The organism is Arthrobacter sp. A2-55 (assembly GCF_025548615.1).
GTDB lineage: Bacteria > Actinomycetota > Actinomycetes > Actinomycetales > Micrococcaceae > Specibacter > Specibacter silviterrae.
On record NZ_JAJLOZ010000014.1, the window covers coordinates 45,528 to 62,752 of the forward strand.

14 protein-coding genes are annotated in these 17,225 nt (G+C 54.1%); 6 read left to right on the top strand and 8 right to left on the bottom strand.

Going from position 1 to position 17,225, the window contains the following annotated elements; all coding sequences use genetic code 11:
• The first annotated feature begins 18 nt into the window (after positions 1-18).
• The 4 genes from LPN03_RS06015 (at position 19) to LPN03_RS06030 (ending at position 4,674) form a co-directional block, all read left to right on the top strand.
• Positions 19-1,059 carry a glycosyltransferase family 4 protein gene (locus tag LPN03_RS06015; RefSeq protein ID WP_262453513.1) on the top strand — a complete coding sequence of 347 codons (1,041 nt, stop codon included), beginning with the start codon at positions 19-21 and terminating at the stop codon, positions 1,057-1,059.
• 65 nt (positions 1,060-1,124) lie between these two features.
• A complete protein-coding gene (locus LPN03_RS06020) occupies positions 1,125-1,958 on the top strand; it encodes a phosphorylcholine transferase LicD (RefSeq protein ID WP_262453514.1) in 834 nt (277 codons plus the stop codon).
• A gap of 104 nt (positions 1,959-2,062) precedes the next feature.
• Complete coding sequence (locus LPN03_RS06025) at positions 2,063-3,202, top strand: glycosyltransferase (RefSeq protein WP_262453515.1); 1,140 nt, start codon at positions 2,063-2,065, stop codon at positions 3,200-3,202.
• Between the two features lie 305 nt (positions 3,203-3,507).
• Complete coding sequence (locus tag LPN03_RS06030) at positions 3,508-4,674, top strand: acyltransferase family protein (RefSeq protein WP_262453516.1); 1,167 nt, start codon at positions 3,508-3,510, stop codon at positions 4,672-4,674.
• Positions 4,675-4,858: 184 nt separating this feature from the next.
• Here LPN03_RS06030 and LPN03_RS06035 read toward each other — a convergent pair whose 3' ends face one another.
• The gene (locus LPN03_RS06035; protein WP_262453530.1) at positions 4,859-5,080 is read right to left on the bottom strand and encodes a transposase; all 222 of its coding nucleotides are present in this window, start codon (positions 5,078-5,080) and stop codon (positions 4,859-4,861) included.
• 155 nt (positions 5,081-5,235) lie between these two features.
• Here LPN03_RS06035 and LPN03_RS06040 point away from each other — a divergent pair, with 155 nt between their 5' ends.
• Positions 5,236-7,491 (top strand): putative transposase, encoded by a 2,256-nt coding sequence (locus LPN03_RS06040; RefSeq protein WP_262453517.1) that lies wholly within the window; start codon positions 5,236-5,238, stop codon positions 7,489-7,491.
• A gap of 12 nt (positions 7,492-7,503) precedes the next feature.
• On the opposite strand, the gene LPN03_RS06045 is transcribed toward LPN03_RS06040, so the two are convergent.
• From LPN03_RS06045 to LPN03_RS06060, 4 genes are all read right to left on the bottom strand, one after another.
• The gene (locus LPN03_RS06045) at positions 7,504-8,019 is read right to left on the bottom strand and encodes a helix-turn-helix domain-containing protein (RefSeq protein ID WP_262453518.1); all 516 of its coding nucleotides are present in this window, start codon (positions 8,017-8,019) and stop codon (positions 7,504-7,506) included.
• A 565-nt stretch (positions 8,020-8,584) separates the two neighbouring features.
• Positions 8,585-9,694, bottom strand: coding sequence for an O-antigen ligase family protein (locus LPN03_RS06050; RefSeq protein WP_262453519.1), 1,110 nt, complete (start codon positions 9,692-9,694; stop codon positions 8,585-8,587).
• A gap of 634 nt (positions 9,695-10,328) precedes the next feature.
• A complete protein-coding gene (locus LPN03_RS06055) occupies positions 10,329-10,667 on the bottom strand; it encodes a PqqD family protein (protein ID WP_262453520.1) in 339 nt (112 codons plus the stop codon).
• Between the two features lie 2 nt (positions 10,668-10,669).
• Positions 10,670-12,118 carry a sugar transferase gene (locus LPN03_RS06060; RefSeq protein ID WP_262453521.1) on the bottom strand — a complete coding sequence of 483 codons (1,449 nt, stop codon included), beginning with the start codon at positions 12,116-12,118 and terminating at the stop codon, positions 10,670-10,672.
• 315 nt (positions 12,119-12,433) lie between these two features.
• Here LPN03_RS06060 and LPN03_RS06065 point away from each other — a divergent pair, with 315 nt between their 5' ends.
• Positions 12,434-13,498: an LCP family protein gene (locus LPN03_RS06065; protein ID WP_262453522.1), complete on the top strand. Its 1,065-nt coding sequence runs from the start codon at positions 12,434-12,436 to the stop codon at positions 13,496-13,498.
• A 92-nt stretch (positions 13,499-13,590) separates the two neighbouring features.
• Here LPN03_RS06065 and LPN03_RS06070 read toward each other — a convergent pair whose 3' ends face one another.
• The 3 genes from LPN03_RS06070 to LPN03_RS06080 all read right to left on the bottom strand — a co-directional run bounded on the left by LPN03_RS06070 (position 13,591) and on the right by LPN03_RS06080 (position 16,913).
• A complete protein-coding gene (locus tag LPN03_RS06070) occupies positions 13,591-14,064 on the bottom strand; it encodes a VanZ family protein (protein ID WP_262453524.1) in 474 nt (157 codons plus the stop codon).
• A 5-nt stretch (positions 14,065-14,069) separates the two neighbouring features.
• Positions 14,070-15,371, bottom strand: a complete 1,302-nt coding sequence (gene nhaA, locus LPN03_RS06075; protein ID WP_262453525.1) for a Na+/H+ antiporter NhaA — start codon at positions 15,369-15,371, stop codon at positions 14,070-14,072.
• Positions 15,372-15,710: 339 nt separating this feature from the next.
• Entirely contained in the window at positions 15,711-16,913 is a 1,203-nt protein-coding gene (locus LPN03_RS06080) for a hypothetical protein (RefSeq protein ID WP_262453526.1), read from the bottom strand.
• Positions 16,914-17,225: the final 312 nt, after the last annotated feature.

Genomic DNA, 17,225 nt, shown 5'->3' on the forward strand with positions numbered 1-17,225 from the left:
AACATATTAGGTGAATACGTGAACCTTCACGTAAGAACTCTCGTACAAGAGAAGAATTTCCACCGTGACGCCAAAGGTAGGGCTAGAGATTGGGCTGACAAGCCGGAAGATGCAAAATATGATCAGGCAGTTCTTCGCTCGAAGAGAGTGCCGTTTTCTCGACGTCCGCTCAATATACTAGTTTCACTGGATGAAGTGCGGGACATGGCTAGGTCGGACGTGATTGTCCTTACAGGCTGGCACGATCCGATCTACTGGCAAATACTTCTAGTTGCCAAAATAACGCGCACAGCCACAGTTGGGTTCTACGAGTCAATCTTGGCGACGCATACACACAGGCGTGGAATGATTGCGCGACTCCGTGCTTCCTTCTTTCGTTCCTTGGATTCTGTGGTGACGCCCGGTGTGGCAGCAACGGAAGCTATTGTCGCGATGGGAGTTAGGCGCGAGCGGATTTTTGAGGGATTCAATGCAATAGATATTGAGATGTTTTCAAAGTTGAATCAGGGGGATGCTCCTAGTCAGGAAGGTGGACATTCATTCTTGTTCGTTGGTCGACTGATTAGTTTAAAGAATGTTGATCTGATCATTAAGGCCTTCGCTCGAATAGCAAATGCCCGTGACAGTCTAACCATAGTTGGTGGGGGTGAATGTTTAAACATGCTCGAAAATCTCGTCAGAGAATTGGACCTTTTGGATCGTGTAACATTTCTAGGACCAATAGAATATAAACACCTTCCAGATGAGTTAGCAAAACATTCGACACTAATACTGGCTTCTAGCACGGAAGTGTGGGGACTGGTTGTAAACGAGGCTTTAGCAACGGGCCTTCATGTGGTGGTCAGTCGTAATTGCGGGGTAGCATCATCGGTCGCCCACATGCACGGAGTGTTCATAACCGAAAATGATGTCGAACATGTTGCTCAGTCAATGACATTGAGCCGCAGTTCTTGGAATGGCAGGATCAACAAGCCCGACATATTGAAGCATCCTCCAAAAGAACTCGCTGATCAATTTCTCCTGGCCTTTGATTCGGGCTTAGGACTGTCCAAGAAATAGACATTGGATTTTTCGGCTCAACTTCATCTATCGAAAAAAGTTTTCCAAACCGGATTGAGGCTCTCATGGTTTTAGACGAAGATCAGTTAGAAGGATTGCATCTCGTTCAGTTGACCATGGCTGATGAGGTGAAACGTATATGTGAACGGTATCAGATCAACTATTTTCTCGTCGCTGGCTCCGCTTTGGGGGCGGTCCGTCATCAAGGGTTTATTCCCTGGGATGATGATATTGACTTCGGAATGATGCGGGTCGACTATGACAAGTTTCTATTTCACGCACAGAATGATCTAAAACCCATTTTTAGCATTCAGACCTGGAACATAAATTCAGCTTTTGCGTTGCCATTCGCGAAGCTCCACAGAAACGATAGCAAGTTTGTCGAGCCGGCGGTTGCGGAGATTGGAACCCATAAGGGTATTTATATTGACATCTTTCCCTTCGATGCGGTTCCCGACCAATCTTTTCTTCGTATGTTGCATATGGGACAATTGGAATTGCTTAGACAAGTCATTATGGCACGCGCGGGATATTTTCAGAATTCCGACGCTGGCTTCTTTTCCCGACTCATTCGGAAACTTGCTTCGCGTGTATCTGTTTTTTGGAGCTTCCAGTCCATGGTCGGCATTCATGAACGAGTGTCCCGCTATTTCAATGGGCGTGTCAGCAAGATGGTAACCGCGATAGGTGGGTCTTACGGCTATCGCCGGGAGACAATCACCCGGGCTTGGACCGAAGAGTTATGCCCCGCCAATTTTGAAAATAACGTTTTTCCTGTATTTGAGGATGTTGATTCCTACTTGAGAAATTTGTACGGCAATTACGATATTCTTCCGCCATTGGAAGCTCGGTACGGGCGACATCGAATTATTGAGTTTCAACTTCCCTCTAAGCCATAATTTGTTTCTCATGCAGAATCTTGGATCCCCGACGTTCAGATTAATATGATTCAGATTAATGAGAAATGGGATCTGGCGCTCCAAACTCTAATTTTAGGAATAGTTTGAAGATATTGCATGTCGTTACATTGGTTACCCCCGATGGTGCTTTTGGCGGCCCGGTCAGAGTTGCACTGAATCAGTCAAAGGAACTGATCGCCCGCGGGCATCACGTCACCGTGATGGGCGGGGCGATTGGCTATGAAGGTGGTCTGCCGACGGAACTGGACGGCGTTCCCGTAAAACTATTCCGAGTTCATAGTTGGGTTCCTGGTGCGGGTTTTTCTGGACTCGCCTCCTTAGGAATGATCTGGTGGTTGATCAGAAAGTTGGGTTCCTTTGACGTTGTTCATTTGCATTTGGCACGTGATTTAGTCACTTCACCTGCGTCGTTTATTGCCATGGTTTATCGAAAAGAATTTTTCATTCAATGTCATGGAATGATTGACTTTTCTACTAAATTTATGGCGAGACTGCTTGATCGGTTGGTGATTCGGAGAGCGCTCGGGCAAGCGAAAACAGTCTTTTCACTGACTCCGGAAGAGGTTGCGAATATTCGTGGGCTTAGTCAGGACGCGGACGTTGAGATTTTGTTGAATGGTATCTCGACTAGTCTCGACTTCTTCTCCACGACCCCACGTCAACAATCTATTCCATTTGAAGTCATAATGCTTGGAAGAGTTCATTCTATAAAAAGACCCTTGGTGTTTGTTGAATTAGCGCATCATTTGGCTGAAAGCTTTCCAAACGTTAGGTTCACTTTGCTCGGTCCTGATGGAGGTGAAGGGTCAAGGGTTTTGACACGAATTCGCGACCTAGGCCTAGAAGAGACTGTCAGGTGGGAGGGCGCTCTAGCCCCCTCGGATGTCTTGAATCGAATTCGACATGCATCCATTTTTGTACTTCCCTCGGAGAGTGAAGTCATGCCGATGTCGGCGCTTGAGTCCATGTCCGTAGGTGTTCCGGTCGTTCTTTGCCGGCCGTGCGGAATTGCGGATGACGTAGTTGAGGCTCAGGCGGGTTTGGTGGCTGATCAGACTCTTGGATCTTTGGTAGACGTAGTTTCGACGCTGTTAGTTGATCCGGACCTTAGAAGTCGGATGGGTCATGCCGGCCGTAACCTAGTGGCTTCAAAGTTCAGTATTGAAAGAGTTGTTGATCAGCTAGAGTCAAGCTACTGCCAGAAGACTTTTGGCCACGGGTGAGTGCCGCAGCCGACGATGGCGGAGTGATATTGGGCGATTATCCTTGTTTGCAGCTCATAGTCAGTCGGAACTTCGCAAATGGGTTCTTGCATTGTCCTTTGGGAGAAGAGTTGACCTATTTGTCAGGAAGTTAGTTTGTTTGTCAATTGAAGAAAGTTTAAACCTGACCCAATGTTGCTTTCATTGAAGCAACGAGTTTGGGTTACTGCGTCGGTGGCTGGTGGTGTAGGTTTGGACTTTTTATAACTCCACGTAGGATTGAAGATGATAGGCTTGGAGCAATAAACGAGTCCTTCAGGAGTAAAATGCCCAGTAAATCGGTTACTATGATTCATAGCGCCACTAAGCTTCCTGCCCTTACAGGTCTCCGCTTCCTGGCGGCTTTCGCCGTTCTTATTTCCCACTTCAATTACCGTGGTGTAGTTTCTGTTCCAACCGCGATCATCAATTTCGTGGACGGGGGCAGGACGGCCGTATCTTTGTTCTTCGTCCTTTCTGGTTTCATTTTGGCTTACAATTACTCGAGTCTGTCTGGCCGCAGCGGTAGAATTAAGTTCTACGCGAGCCGGTTTGCGCGCATCTATCCCGTAACAATCCTTGCGGTTGTCTTGGGGAGCATTGGTGTTATATATGCGCTGCTAAATCGAAGTACTGGCGCACTGCTGGATTGGTACTCATTGAAGGAGGCCAGTGTCTTAAATCTGGGGGGTAGTCTATTTGCCCAAATAACTACTCTTACCGGATGGCTTCCTGCAGCTTCCCTGAATCAACCGTGGAATAGCCCAGCGTGGAGTATTTCATGTGAGGTATTTTTTTATGCCCTATTTCCCGCTTTGGTCGTTGTAATGCGAAAACTGTCCTCGATCCATATGACAATACTATTGTTGTCTGCGTTTGTTGGACAGTGTCTTATAATTTTTGCGGCACGAACCTTTTTTCCTTTGGGCCAAGAAGGCTTCATAGTATTTCAATTTCCTCTGACGCATCTCTTTGAATTTTTGATTGGCGTGGCTGCGGCGCTCCTGTTCATCCGTGGAGGTGAGGACTGGATGAAAGTTGGATGTCGACGTATTATTGTTTTGGCAGCTTCGCTAACAATATTATCGACTATCGCAGTTTTTAGGCCTATAGATCCTGCATTCCTACTAATGAGTCCGTTTTTCGCATTGCTTATCCTTGCGCTTGCAGTCAAGCCGAAGCGTCAAGAGAGCATTTTGGCGTGGCGTCCAGTGGTTCTGTTGGGTGAGGCGAGCTTTTCTCTTTACATGATCCACGTACCCCTGTTGAATTTGTATAGTGTGGGTAAATTCCCAAATACTGTTGGCTGGATTCTCATGACAATGACGATATTGCTAAGCATCGGTGTCTACAAATGGTTTGAGACGCCGTTGAGAATCCACGTGCGCTCGGCTATCGTCAAGCGTGCCCTCGGAACTCCCAAGCGCCATTTGCGGACCGACGCCAGTAATTAGCCTCGATTTTTCATGACTCGGGGATTTTCGTGGATCAGGGCTTACCGGCTGCCTGACAGTTCTGATTTTGGCATGTGGGTGTGACAACGTGACCGCTGCCGTGGCGGTTGGTGGTGACGGGTTCCACGCCGGTCACGGTGCTGCTGGTGTTTTCTGAAGTCGTGTGGGCGGGTGGCGGTCCCGGTTATGGCGGGCCCAGTGCCGCGAGGCGTTTAATGCCTTTGATCAGGAGTTGCACGTCCGGGGCGGTGGAGGCCAGGTGGAGGGTGGTTCGGCGGGCGTGGCTGGCGATCCTGCCCCCGATTTCGAACAGCCTGGCCCGGAGCTTTTTCGGTTCCCAGCGTCTGGCCTTCGTCCCGGTGAACGCGACCATCTGGGTCCAGGCCATGATCTCGGCGGCGAGCATGACCACTCAAGCACCAGGACTCCGGACATGAGGAGTGACGACGTTTACGCGTCCTTGATTTTTCGGGGTTTCTGGCGGCTGTCGGGCTGTTAATTTTGCCTAATTTGTGAGAAAATAGTTATGGAGAAAATTCCGGAACAGATGAGGAACCATTGATGACGTTTTTGGCCATCCGGCAGGCACTGCCGGTGCTGGGAGAGCTCGGAGCGGTGCTGGTCGGGGATGCGGTGGCACTGCTTGAGGATTCCTCCGGCGGCGGCAGGATCTTCATCAACGGCCAGGCCTCCTATGTGTGGGGACCGGACCAGGAGGGCCTGCGCCGTTTGGCGGCGGCGCAGTTGGTTGAGTCCGGGGCAGCCTCGATGGGAGAGGTCGCGGCAGGTTTTGGCGTCAACCCGGAGTCGGTGCGCCGCTGGCGGATAAACCTGGCCGATGGCGGGCTGGCAGGGGTAGCGCCGGTGAAGAAGGGCCCGAAGCGGCCCTCGGTGCTGACGGAGGCGAAAGCGACACAGATCCGAGCCCACCGCGGGGGCGGGGCGAGCCTGCGGGCCACCGCCGCGGCGACTGGCGTCTCCACCGACACCGTCCGGCGCGCCATGGCCGGCGCCCCGATCGAAGCAGCCGTGGCGGCACCGGAAACTGCCGGGGAGCCCGTGCAGCCGCAACTGCCGGTGTTGCCGGTCCCGGCGCCCCGGTCCGGGGAGAGGGCGGCGGCCCGGTCCGGGCTGCTGGAATGCGCGTCCCCGGTGTTTGCCCCGGCCGCCCGCGTCCCGCACGCCGGGCTGTTCCTGGCCTTCCCGGCCCTGGAAACCACCGGCCTGCTCCAGTGCGCGAAAGACGTCTTTGGCGCACTGCCGGACGGGTTCTACGGCCTGAACACCATCCTGATCGATGCGGTGCTACGGGCGCTGGCCGGGGAGGCCCGGGCCGAGGGCGCCACCCGGTTCACCCCGGAAGACCTGGGCAGGGTCCTGGGAATGGACCGCGCCCCGGAAGTAAAAACGATCCGCCGACGGACCGGCCAGCTCGCCGAGACTGGAAAAGCCGCCGAGTTGATCGCGGCCCTGGCCGCCCACCACCTGAAAGCGAGGGGCCCGGGCGGGGAGGACCTGGCCGCGATCCTGTACGTGGACGGGCACGTCCGCGCCTACCAGGGCACGAAAAAGATCGGGAAAATCTACTCCACCCGGCTCAAGTTCCCCGTCCCCGCCACGGAGGAAACCTGGGTCGCCGACGCCCACGGCGCCCCCGTATTTGTAGTCATGGCCGAACCCGGTGCGTCCCTCGCCGGGGAACTCCGCCGGCTCCTGCCCGAACTCCGCACAGTCGTAGGCGACGACCGGCGCATCCTGGTCGGCTTCGACCGGGGAGGATGGTCCCCGGCCCTGTTCAAGCACATGGACGAACACGGCTTCGACGTGCTGACCTGGCGCAAGGGCACCACACCCGATGTTGACCCGGAGAAGTTCGTGGAGGTCTCCCACACCGACGAGCACGGGGAAACCCGCACCTGGTCCGTGGCCGACACCCTCGTCGACCTGGCCCTGCCGACAACGAAGAAGACCGGGGAAACCTACCAGATGCGCCAGCTCAGCCGCATCGTTCCCGCCAAGACCAAGACCAAGGGGAAGGATGGTGGGACGCGGCAGATCCACGTCCTCACCACCAACCGCAATCTGCCGGCCGGGGAGGCTGTATGGCGGATGGGCGGGCGGTGGCGGCAGGAAAACCAGTTCCGCTACGGCCGCATGCACTTCGAGCTTGACTCCCACGACTCCTACGCCAGTGACGATGATGACCCGAAGCGGTTGGTGCCCAACCCCGCCAAGGCAGCCTCCTACCAAAAGGTCCTCACCGCCCGGAAGCACCATGCCGAGGTTGCCGCCGACGTCCAGGAGGCGCTGACAGCCCTGCGCACCGCGCCGCCGGGACAGGCCGAACTCAAAGTCGTGGTGACCAGCACGATGCACAACACGATCACGAAGCCGTTGTGGAAGGCCGAAGCCGCCCTCAAGGCGGCCGAGGCTGCCCACAAGCGGATCCCCGCGAAAATCCGGCTCGGGAAGCTGGCCCCTGGCCAGCAGGTCCTGGACACCGAGACCAAGCTCATCCACACCGGCATCCGCATGGCAGCCTACAACACCGCGATGACGATCGCGCGGGAGATCCGCACCAACACCGGCTACAAACGCGCCGGCGATGAGGCCCACGCCCTGATGCGCCAGGCCTTCCACTCATCAGGCGACATCGACCCCACCGAACCCGGCTTCCTCACGATCCGGCTGGACCCGCTGCCCACCCAAGCCAAAACCCAGGCCGTCGCCGAGCTCTGCGACCACCTCACCACCACCCAAACCCGCTACCCAGGCACCGAGCTCATCCTGCGCTACGAAGTCAAGAACCGTGCTTGATAGCCACAGCCATTACCTCACCATGTCCGGAGTCCTGGGTTCACCCGCGGCGGCTATTTCCGCAGCGTCAGCAGCGGCTTGCTCGGCAGCGATTTTCAGGGCCCGGCGGACACTGAACTCAGAGACGCCGACCGCGTTCCCGACGGCCTGCTGGGACAGGCCGGTGCTGCGTAGTTCCACGATCTGGGCGATGACAGTGTCGCTGAGTCGGGATGCCTTCTTCGGGCCCTTCTTTTCCGGCACCAACGCAGCAATGCCACCGGCGGCCGCCCGCTGGGCCCATTTCCACACCGCCACCGAGGAAACACCGAAAGCTGCCGCGATCTGCTCCTGGGAGGCCGCGCCCAGACGTACCAATTTCACTGCCGCCCACCGGCGTGCTGCAGTGTCTTCGGCATCCCACACGTCACACAATTGCCCGCGAATATAAACTTCCCCGCCATGGTCGTTTTCCATCAGCGACACCGCCAAGCCCACCGACACGGCAACAGGATCCATCGTCACAGGCAGGGGAAGTTGAGCAGTCATGAAAACCATCATTTCACCCCTCGATAGACGACAAAATACTAACTCTATTTTATCGTATGTCGGGCAAAATTAACAGCCTTTCAACCAGTCAAAACCCCCGAAAATCAACGAACTTCAAATGTCTGTCCCCGACCATGACCGGAGCCCTGAGGCCTAACCCAGCTGGGAGTCGAAGAGCACGGTAGCAACCTTAAGAACGCTATGACCGAAGCCGTGAGCCTAGCAGTCTCGGCCCCACCGGCCCAGGCCACCTGACCACTACTTTGACCGGATACTTATACTGACATGGGTGCAGGCTGCTGCCGACCTCTGCAAATAATTCGCCGACATCGCAATCGAATATCCCGGCAGCATGCAATGGTTACGTTAAGGAACGATAAATATCACGGAAAGCAACTGCACAGAAAATTGCTATTACAGGTTTTCGCGGAAATTGTAATTGGTGGTTAATGCGGTGACCAACTTTCGAGGTCTCCCGCGTTGGAGAAAAATACCGGAGGGTTTGCTGAAATTCAGACTCGCGTATTTTTATCTCAATGTGTAGAACTGTTGAGGGAATTAAACTTCATCGTCGGGGTAGATCATTACTATTATTTCGCAATTGACTCGACCTAGCGGCTGACGACTCTTCTGACCGTCTGGGAATGATTGAATGAGCTGTCGATGCTAAAGGCTGTGTTTCTTGCCGTCTGGAAGCCAGCCGACCTTGAGACATCTTGATCCGATATTCTGCAACCGAACTTAAACCCATGAAAACGAGCATCAAAGTGAATCCAAATCCTCGGTCCTCGAACGGAGTCCCAAATGGAATCAGGGCAAGAAAAATTAGCTCAAATCCGCGAATTGCCGAATGGATTTCATGGTAACCATAGATCCGGGCTAAATGTTTCGCGGCACGACTTGCAGAGAATACGAATATCATAAGAACAGATGTTCCAATAAATCCGTACTTAACTACAGTAATCAACGGAGTGTCCATGGGAATATCTGCGGTAAAGCCGGGGCCAAACCCAAAGTAAGGACTCATTTTTATGTGATCCCACGCATACTGATACTGATCAGCCCGAAGTCGAAATGATTCATCGGATTCCGGATTTCCACCAATAATTGTAAGGATTGATCTAAAACGGGAATCCAAGAATTCCGGATCTCGAAGGAGATTTGAAGCCAATAATGGAATCAATGAAAGCATCACTGCGAAAGCGACGGTCATTGCAATAAGCAATTTACGTAAAGGGACACGCATAAATTTGCGAGCGCCCGCAACGCCTAAAATTCCCACGAAAATTATGAGATTAGTTCTAGTGCCAGTAACAATCATTGCGGCCGGGACAATTACAATTGATATTAACCACAATAAGCGCTTGAATTTCCTTGTATAGGTAACGCAAACCAGCGCAAGAGAGAAAGCCAGTGCTGGCACGACAAGGCTCGACAGCATGAATCGACCGACTTCAACGCTAGAGATGTTTCGACGTTGAAGCCAGTCTGCGGCGAATCCGATAGCGGAAATTGTTCCGATGAATCCTATTGAATTGACTACAATTCTTGGAGTCAGATCACGCCCGGCATCGAGGCCAACAACAGGTGATGCGATGACCAGCAGATAAAATACACTCTGGCGAAGAGTCGTTAGCAAGTCAAATGTTGGTAATATCGCAACTCCAACGAGCATGCCTATGAGCATGCAAATAAGGAATAGAATTCCCCATTTGAATGTGGTACTAAATCGACCAATCCAAATGGGGGGATTCGTTATCAGACGACAAGTAGATATAATAAAACACAGCACTACTGTGACCATGTACGCAATCTTCAAAGGGCCGACATCGGTGCTTGATCCGAGGACGAAAAATCCACCTCCAATAACGACACTAATACGTATCCAAGACTTCCAAGCAAGGAGCCAAATGGAGAGGGGGCCAATGATCATACCCAATCCGATGAGAGGGTTCATGACAGCCAGACAGCAACACAATATGCCATAAAGGCCCCATGAGACTCTTGCTTTCGTAAGTAAGTTGCTCGTTGTCAGTAGTGCCATTTTGTCCTAATTGAATTTAAGTATTGATGTCTCGAACTGTAAGGCGTTTGGGTTGGCCGAGTGGCCTTGTATTGTTCCGAGTCTCAACTTTGAAAATTATATTCACACTAAAAGTTTGGATTCGATTGGAGATACTATCAATGTTGTCGCCAATATCGCCTGGACTGTGTTCCACGGCGATTTCTCATTGCAACTACCTCTAGGATCTACAATGCCGTCAATATGAAGAAAGAAATTTGATTATATAAAAGAGTTAAGTTTATTTCTAATAATGTTTTTCGGCAACCCAACTCGTTTTGTCTATCGCAATTTCGATTGGGTCGGCTATGAACCCATATACCATCATCGATTGGATGAAGCCATTGATTTGAATTCGGCTTTCATTCAAGTCCAATTCATATTTATTCATCAGGTGCTGAATCAGCTCGTGAGGAGTCATCCCGGAAGTAATGAGGAGCCAAAGTTCAACCGCGGTACCTTTCAGGATGACAGGTTGATTGGAACTCAGGCTTAGGATTGCAGCTCGCCCTGAGCCGATTTCGTGAATAAGAGCAATATCTTCCCTCGCAATCCTCCTTTGGGGCTTCTGACCTAAGATTTCCATGCTCAGTAGGCCCCGCCCGATCTCATGACAGCTTTCAAAGTCTTGAGTAGAATGATGAAGTCGCCTGCTAACGACCAATTTTCCACGTAGTACAGATCAAGCCGAACGGTATCCTGCCACGATAGATCAGATCGGCCGCTAACCTGCCAAAGTCCTGTAATCCCGGGCTTGACCATGAAACGTCTGTGAACGTGCTTCTCGTAGACGGCAGCTTCGCTCTCCAGGGGAGGGCGCGGGCCGACCAGGCTCATGTTTCCCGCTATGACGTTGAAAAGTTGTGGAAGTTCGTCCAGGCTAAATCGCCGCATCCATTTGCCTGTAGAAGTCACACGCGGATCATTTTTCATCTTGAACATGACGCCATTGCCATCTGATTCGTCAATGAGGCCCGCAACCTGCTCATCTGCGCCGACAACCATTGACCGAAACTTGAGCATCTCAAAAATCTGTCCCTGGAGGCCGACTCTGGGCTGTTTGAACAATGCGGGACCACCTGTGGCCTTTACAACCGAGGCTAGAACCACGAATAGCGGACTGAGGACGATAATGAGCAATGATGACGAGACGATATCAAAAATTCGCTTCGCGAAGCGTGCTCCAGAGCTGAACTGTGGGGTCGATACATGGACCAGAGGGAGGCCTGAAACCGGTTGAACATGTATCCGTGGGCCAGCTATGTCCGTTAGTGCCGGTGCCATGATGAGGCGGATGTGACGGTCGGCAAGTGCCCATCCCAGATCCCGAATTTTGTGGGGAGGCATGGCTAGACCAGATGAAAGAGCCACTGTGTCAGCTTCAAAGCGGGAGATTGAATCCAGGATATCCTCCACGGATTCGCCTGTCCCAGCTAAAGGTGCTCCTAGGGCAACATCGGCGTCGCCCTTTACATTTATTGACAGCCCCGGAACATGAACTGCGACGGGTGTGAAACCGGCGAAGGGCTGGCGAGCCAGTGATTTGGTTAGGTGAGCCGCTGAAAACGGCCCCGCCACAACCATTACGCGGGCTGTTGAGAGTCCAAATCGGCGCTTTCGGTGTAGAAGTTGTCTCTGGATCCAACGCGCCAAAAGGATTCCTGCACTGCCCAAGGGAAGGGCAAGGAGTATATATCCTCTTGCGGTGTCAAGGTTGAATGCATAGGATATAATAGCCACCGTGCCAAATAGCCATGACGTCGCGGTCACGACAAGTTTGAATTCTTCAGTTCCAGATCCAATTATTCGAATCTTCCGACTGTCCCATGCCCCAAGCATGACGTACCACGCAAGACCGAGCAGGATGCCGCACGCCCAGTACGACACGGTCATATTCCCGATTTTCAAATCTGACTTATCGAAGCCGAATCTTGCAAGTTGGGCTGCAGTGAGCGACGCAGTAATGATAGCCGCATCAACCCAGCGGAGACAATGTATGTAGGAATTACGCCAATTTGTTGCGTATTGATTCCGCAAGAAGACAGGGTGAGCTACCCTAGATCCATCCGTGAGCGCATTGCGACCGGTCGATATTTGCCCCAATTGTACCCCACTTTTCAGCCATGTAGCTCGACATCCATGCTCTAGCAGAACCGATAAGTTCAAGAGACCAGATGTTCAGGCCGCAATGATTCGCAACATGCTGCTTCCAGCATTCCATCCGAATCATACAGGAAAAAGTCGTTTCGTTCAGGTGTCCGGCTTAGGTTGGTAGCTTGAACACTGACTCCTTCGTCGCTGAATGGCACAATGGGAGGAGATAACAAGCTGGCCTAACTTAGGGACTCATTCGTGGAAAGCCTGTCACAACAAAAACCGTATGTTCCGGAACCTTCCACCGGCGATACCCCGCGAAGGAACCGTACCGCACGGTACGTACTCCTAGGGTTCCTGGCCTTTTTCGTTCTGGCCGTTGTGGTCTCTGGCGTTTTTGTGTTCAACCTCGCTAATTCATTTGATACTAAGGCCCAAAAGATCGACCAAGCCTTTCCTGCCGAATCCTTGCGCCCTACGAAGCCAACCACTGGCGCCGGCGCCAATACCACCAACATCCTGGTGTTGGGCAGTGACAGCCGTGGTGCCACTCTCAACACTGCGGAGCAAGGTGTTGCTTCCGACCAGCGCTCTGACACCATGATGCTGGTCCACATTCCTGCGGACCACAAAAACGTATACGCCATGTCCATCATGCGGGACACGTGGGTGACCATCCCCGGTCACGGGGACGCTAAGATTAACGCGGCGATGGCGTTTGGCGGAGTCCCCTTGGTAGTTCAAACACTTGAGGGCATGTTTGACACGCGCATTGACCACGTGATGATCGTTGACTTCGAAGGCTTCAAATCCATTACCGACGCAGTCGGTGGTGTGCAAGTCAATAATCCTGCCACATTCCAAAGTAGCTTCTTGAAAGGCCATACGTTCGAGCGCGGGGTCCATTCCCTGACAGGCGAAGAGGCATTGGCGTTTGTGCGTGAGCGATACGCGTTCTCCGATGGCGACTACCAGCGGGTCAAGAACCAGCAGCTCTTCCTCAAAGCGGTGTTGGCCAAGGTCTTGACGCCGTCCACCCTGGCCAATCCGGTGACAGTCTCCAATTTGGTGGGGAAGTTTTCACCTTTCGTCAGCGTAGACAAGTCGCTGAATGCTGGTGCTATAGCCGGATTGGCCTTGGAGCTGAAGGATATCCGCTCCAGCAATATCAAGACGTTCACGCTCCCCAATCTGGGGACAGGCACGTCAGCGGACGGACAGTCGATCGTCATCAATGACGCCAAGACAGTGAAGGAAATTGCCGAGGCCATGAAGGACGACCAGCTGGCCTCCTACCTGGATGTGCACGGGCTGGTGCACTGAGTCGACAGTTCGGGGCGGAGGGATCCTGGGTTCGACGAGCTCAACCAGCGGGTTCGGTTTCGACAGGCTCTACCGCCGGGGTTTCGACAACCTCAACCAACGGTTTCGGCAGGCTCAACCAGTGGGTCTTCGACTCGCTCAACCGACGGTTTCAACGAGCCCAACCGCCGGTGATCAACGAAGTACACGGCGGCGCCAATGGCGGCACCCGTTGTATTTGCCAGTACGTCCATTCCTGAAGCAAACCTGTGCGGCAGGAACAGGTACTGGCTGAATTCAATGAAGCACGATGCCAGGGAACTGATGGCAAGGCTCACCCAGCCGTTCTTAAACCAGGTGGAGGCAATCAGGCCCATGGGGACGAACATGGCAATGTTCGCCGTGAATTCCACCTGGTTGTAACCGATAAACATGGGCAGGCCGTGCGCGTGCATCCAATTGATGACCAAATGAAGATCGCCGCTGGCCGGCCGGTCCACCGGCGTGGGCCAAAAAACGACCAAGGCCACGCCCACAAGATAGACGGCGGCAGCCGTTAGGGCAACGTGGTGGAGCGGCTTGATCATGTGGCTCAGTCTTGTTGGTAGATGTCGGGGATGCTGTCGCCGTCATCATCGCGGCTTTCACGCACCGCCAGTTTACGGTAGTGGCGGTTGCGGCTGCGCAATACTACGGATGCGAGCAGGGCGGCCAGGACTGATCCTGCAAGGATGGCAACCTTCGCATGGCTGTAATGCGGGCTGGCATCACCATAGCTAAGTTCGCTGATCAAGAGGGACACTGTGAACCCCACGCCCGCCAACAGCGCCAGGCCGGCAACGTCGATCCAGGCCAGGCCGTCGTCGAGCGTTGCCTTGGTGGTCTTCGTTACGAGCCACGTGGTGCCGAAGACGCCCAGGAACTTACCGACCACCAGGGCGACAACAATGCCGACGGCCACGGAGTCGGTCAGGGCGTTCTTCAGCCCGGTTGCACCACCAAGGGCAACGCCTGCGGAGAAGAATGCAAAGAGTGGAACTGCCACACCTGCGGAGACGGGGCGGACCAGATGCTCAAAGTGCTCGGCGAGCCCCGGGCCCGCGGATGGTCCGCCTCGCTTGGCGGAGCGGATCACAGGGACCGCAAAGCCCAGCAGCACGCCGGCAACCGTGGCATGGATGCCCGAGGAATGGACCAAGGCCCACGTGATGAGGGCCAGCGGGATCAGGAAATACCAGGCAGTGATGCGTTTTTGGACCAGCCAGGTGAAGGCGAGCAGGGGGAGCAGTGCAAGGGCCAGGTACTGGAGGTGCAACTCGCTGGGGTAGAAGACGGCGATGATGGCGATGGCGATGAGGTCGTCCACCACGGCCAGCGTCAACAGAAATGTTCGCAGGGCAGAAGGCAAATGAGTGCTGATGACGGCCAGCACGGCCAGGGCGAAGGCTATGTCCGTTGCGGTGGGGATGGCCCAGCCTTTCAACACGGCAGGGCCGGCTGACAGGTTGACTACCGTGAAAAGGACCGCCGGGATGATCACCCCGCCGAACGCTGCCGCGATGGGCACGGCGGCCTTGGCCGGGTTGCGCAGATCGCCAGCGACGAATTCGCGCTTGAGCTCCAGTCCGGCCACAAAGAAGAAGATGGCGAGCAGGCCGTCCGAGGCCCAGCCGCCGAGGCTCAGGTTCAGGTGCAATGCCTCCGGGCCTAGCTTGAAGTCGCGAACGGCAAAGTAGCCGTCCGCCAAGGGGGAGTTGGCCCAGATGAGGGCTACTATGGTGGCCGCCAGCAACAGGGCGCCGCCGACAGTTTCGGAGCGCAGAATCCGGCCGATATGGATGGACTCACGGTAGCTGCTACGGGTAAATATGCGTCGGGGGGAGGGGATACTCATGGGCAGGTACGCCCTTTCGGTGGGGCCAAGGTTCGGTCCGTCTCCGGCGAACTTTTGGGTGCGGCTGTGACATTGCCGACCAGACTTCCCGGCGCACCTAAGAAGTAGTTTAGCTGTTCTACGGCAACCTCATGCCCACCGCGTGGAACTGCCCATTTGCTAGGTTCGCCGTTGAGACAGTCGGCAGCCTTGCCCTCCGCCTTCTTGCTTTGCCCCGAACCGACCAGTTTTGGTTATTATCGTTACAGGTATGCTTCTTCGGAAACCCGCAGCAGGTCGAAGCAGCCTCGGAAATATGGACCCAGCCTTCACACACCGGCCTCAATTCGCCACGTCTTGCTATGGGGCGATCGAGCGACGCCAAATTGCATGGTAGTCAACACCAAATGAAGCAGTTGGGGCCACAACCGTGCTGCCAGGAGACTGCCTACCCACGATGACATGCACCTGTGGGACGACCCAACCGCCTGTGCCGGTTACCACGTGACGGTCATGCAGAGAGCCGTAATCTGTTGGCGACATCCACTTGGCTTCAACGGAACCAATTGTCGTCAATCGCAGCAGCTCCGCCCGTGAGACTTGCGTTCCGTTCACACTATTGCCGCCAAGCAGCTGAATCCTGCAGGTCGTTTTCGCCGTAACAGCTTTCAAAAAGGTTCTGAGCGGCTCGATATCTCGGAACATGTAGCGGTCAGACCAAATCACTTCGTGGGACCCTGCCAAGAGCTGGGAAAACTTCGCAATACTCCTAGCCAAATTGTCCGGCCATATAGGGTCATCGGCCGTTTTTGCGGTAAGGGCGAATTGAAGCCGATCCAAAAGTTTCGTCGGACCTGCCTCAGTTAGTAGACCGTAAACACCGCACCTCGCGGGGAAGGAATCGCGCGCTTGATCCAAGTAGCCCCTCGAGATAGTGGTCGATGCGACCTTGCGAACATCTTCAATGAAGGACAGGTCCTGCTCGAATTGATCCGCGATTGTTACCGGCTCGACGCTTGTTGTGGCGAGAGCACGCTCTGCAAGTACCGCTGACTCGCCAAACCACTCTCGAATTTGTGCGAGATCCTGGCGGTTGGCCTCTTCGGGCGCGAGGAATGGTGGCTCTAGGGGCGTGACCCGCGACATCAGAGGGCTTCCAGCACCAGGGCGAGTTATTTCAGTGCTGCAACGTGCTGTAAACAAGGCTCCGACATCTTGTGCGTAGGGCCCATCGATCAATCGACTACTTAGCCACGTTTGTAGCCGTGCACCCTTTGGACTCTCAATGGCTCGATCGTATGAATCGAAAACTAGCTGAGCCGAGCCGTGATTTTCAATGGCTGTTATCAGCGAAAACTCGAGCTGGTCCCGCTGGTCAGTTTGGCTCAGCTTCGAGAATTCATTTCCGTCAACTATGACTGCTGAGTCGCCAAGCTCGACCCCGAGGAGATTCACGAGATGAGATTTCCCGATCCTCGGTGCAAGTCGCAGCAAAAACCTCTTCCCTCCAACCAGTTCATAAGCTGTGTCGTTGATCCACTGCTGAACAGAATTGGGCATCACAGACCTATCGTTCCAGGGAATCGATTGCTTCTGCTATTCGCGCCGTATGGTCGGGATAACACAAGCCATACGCAATCGCGTGCGCCATTGCATTTGGACTTTCAGCGAGGAGGGTTGTGGCCAAGCCGCGTTCCTCTATGTCATGAGAGAAGTACAGCCGTAGTAGAGCCGCTTCGTCCGGGAACCATTCGGTGAACGAAGCTAGAACATCGGATGCTTGGTCTTGCGGGCCGCCATAGGCTCGCGAATTCATCGCCTCTTCTAGGTGTGTGGGTCATTAGTCGCGGGGCAGTGATTCTTAAATCGCCGCAG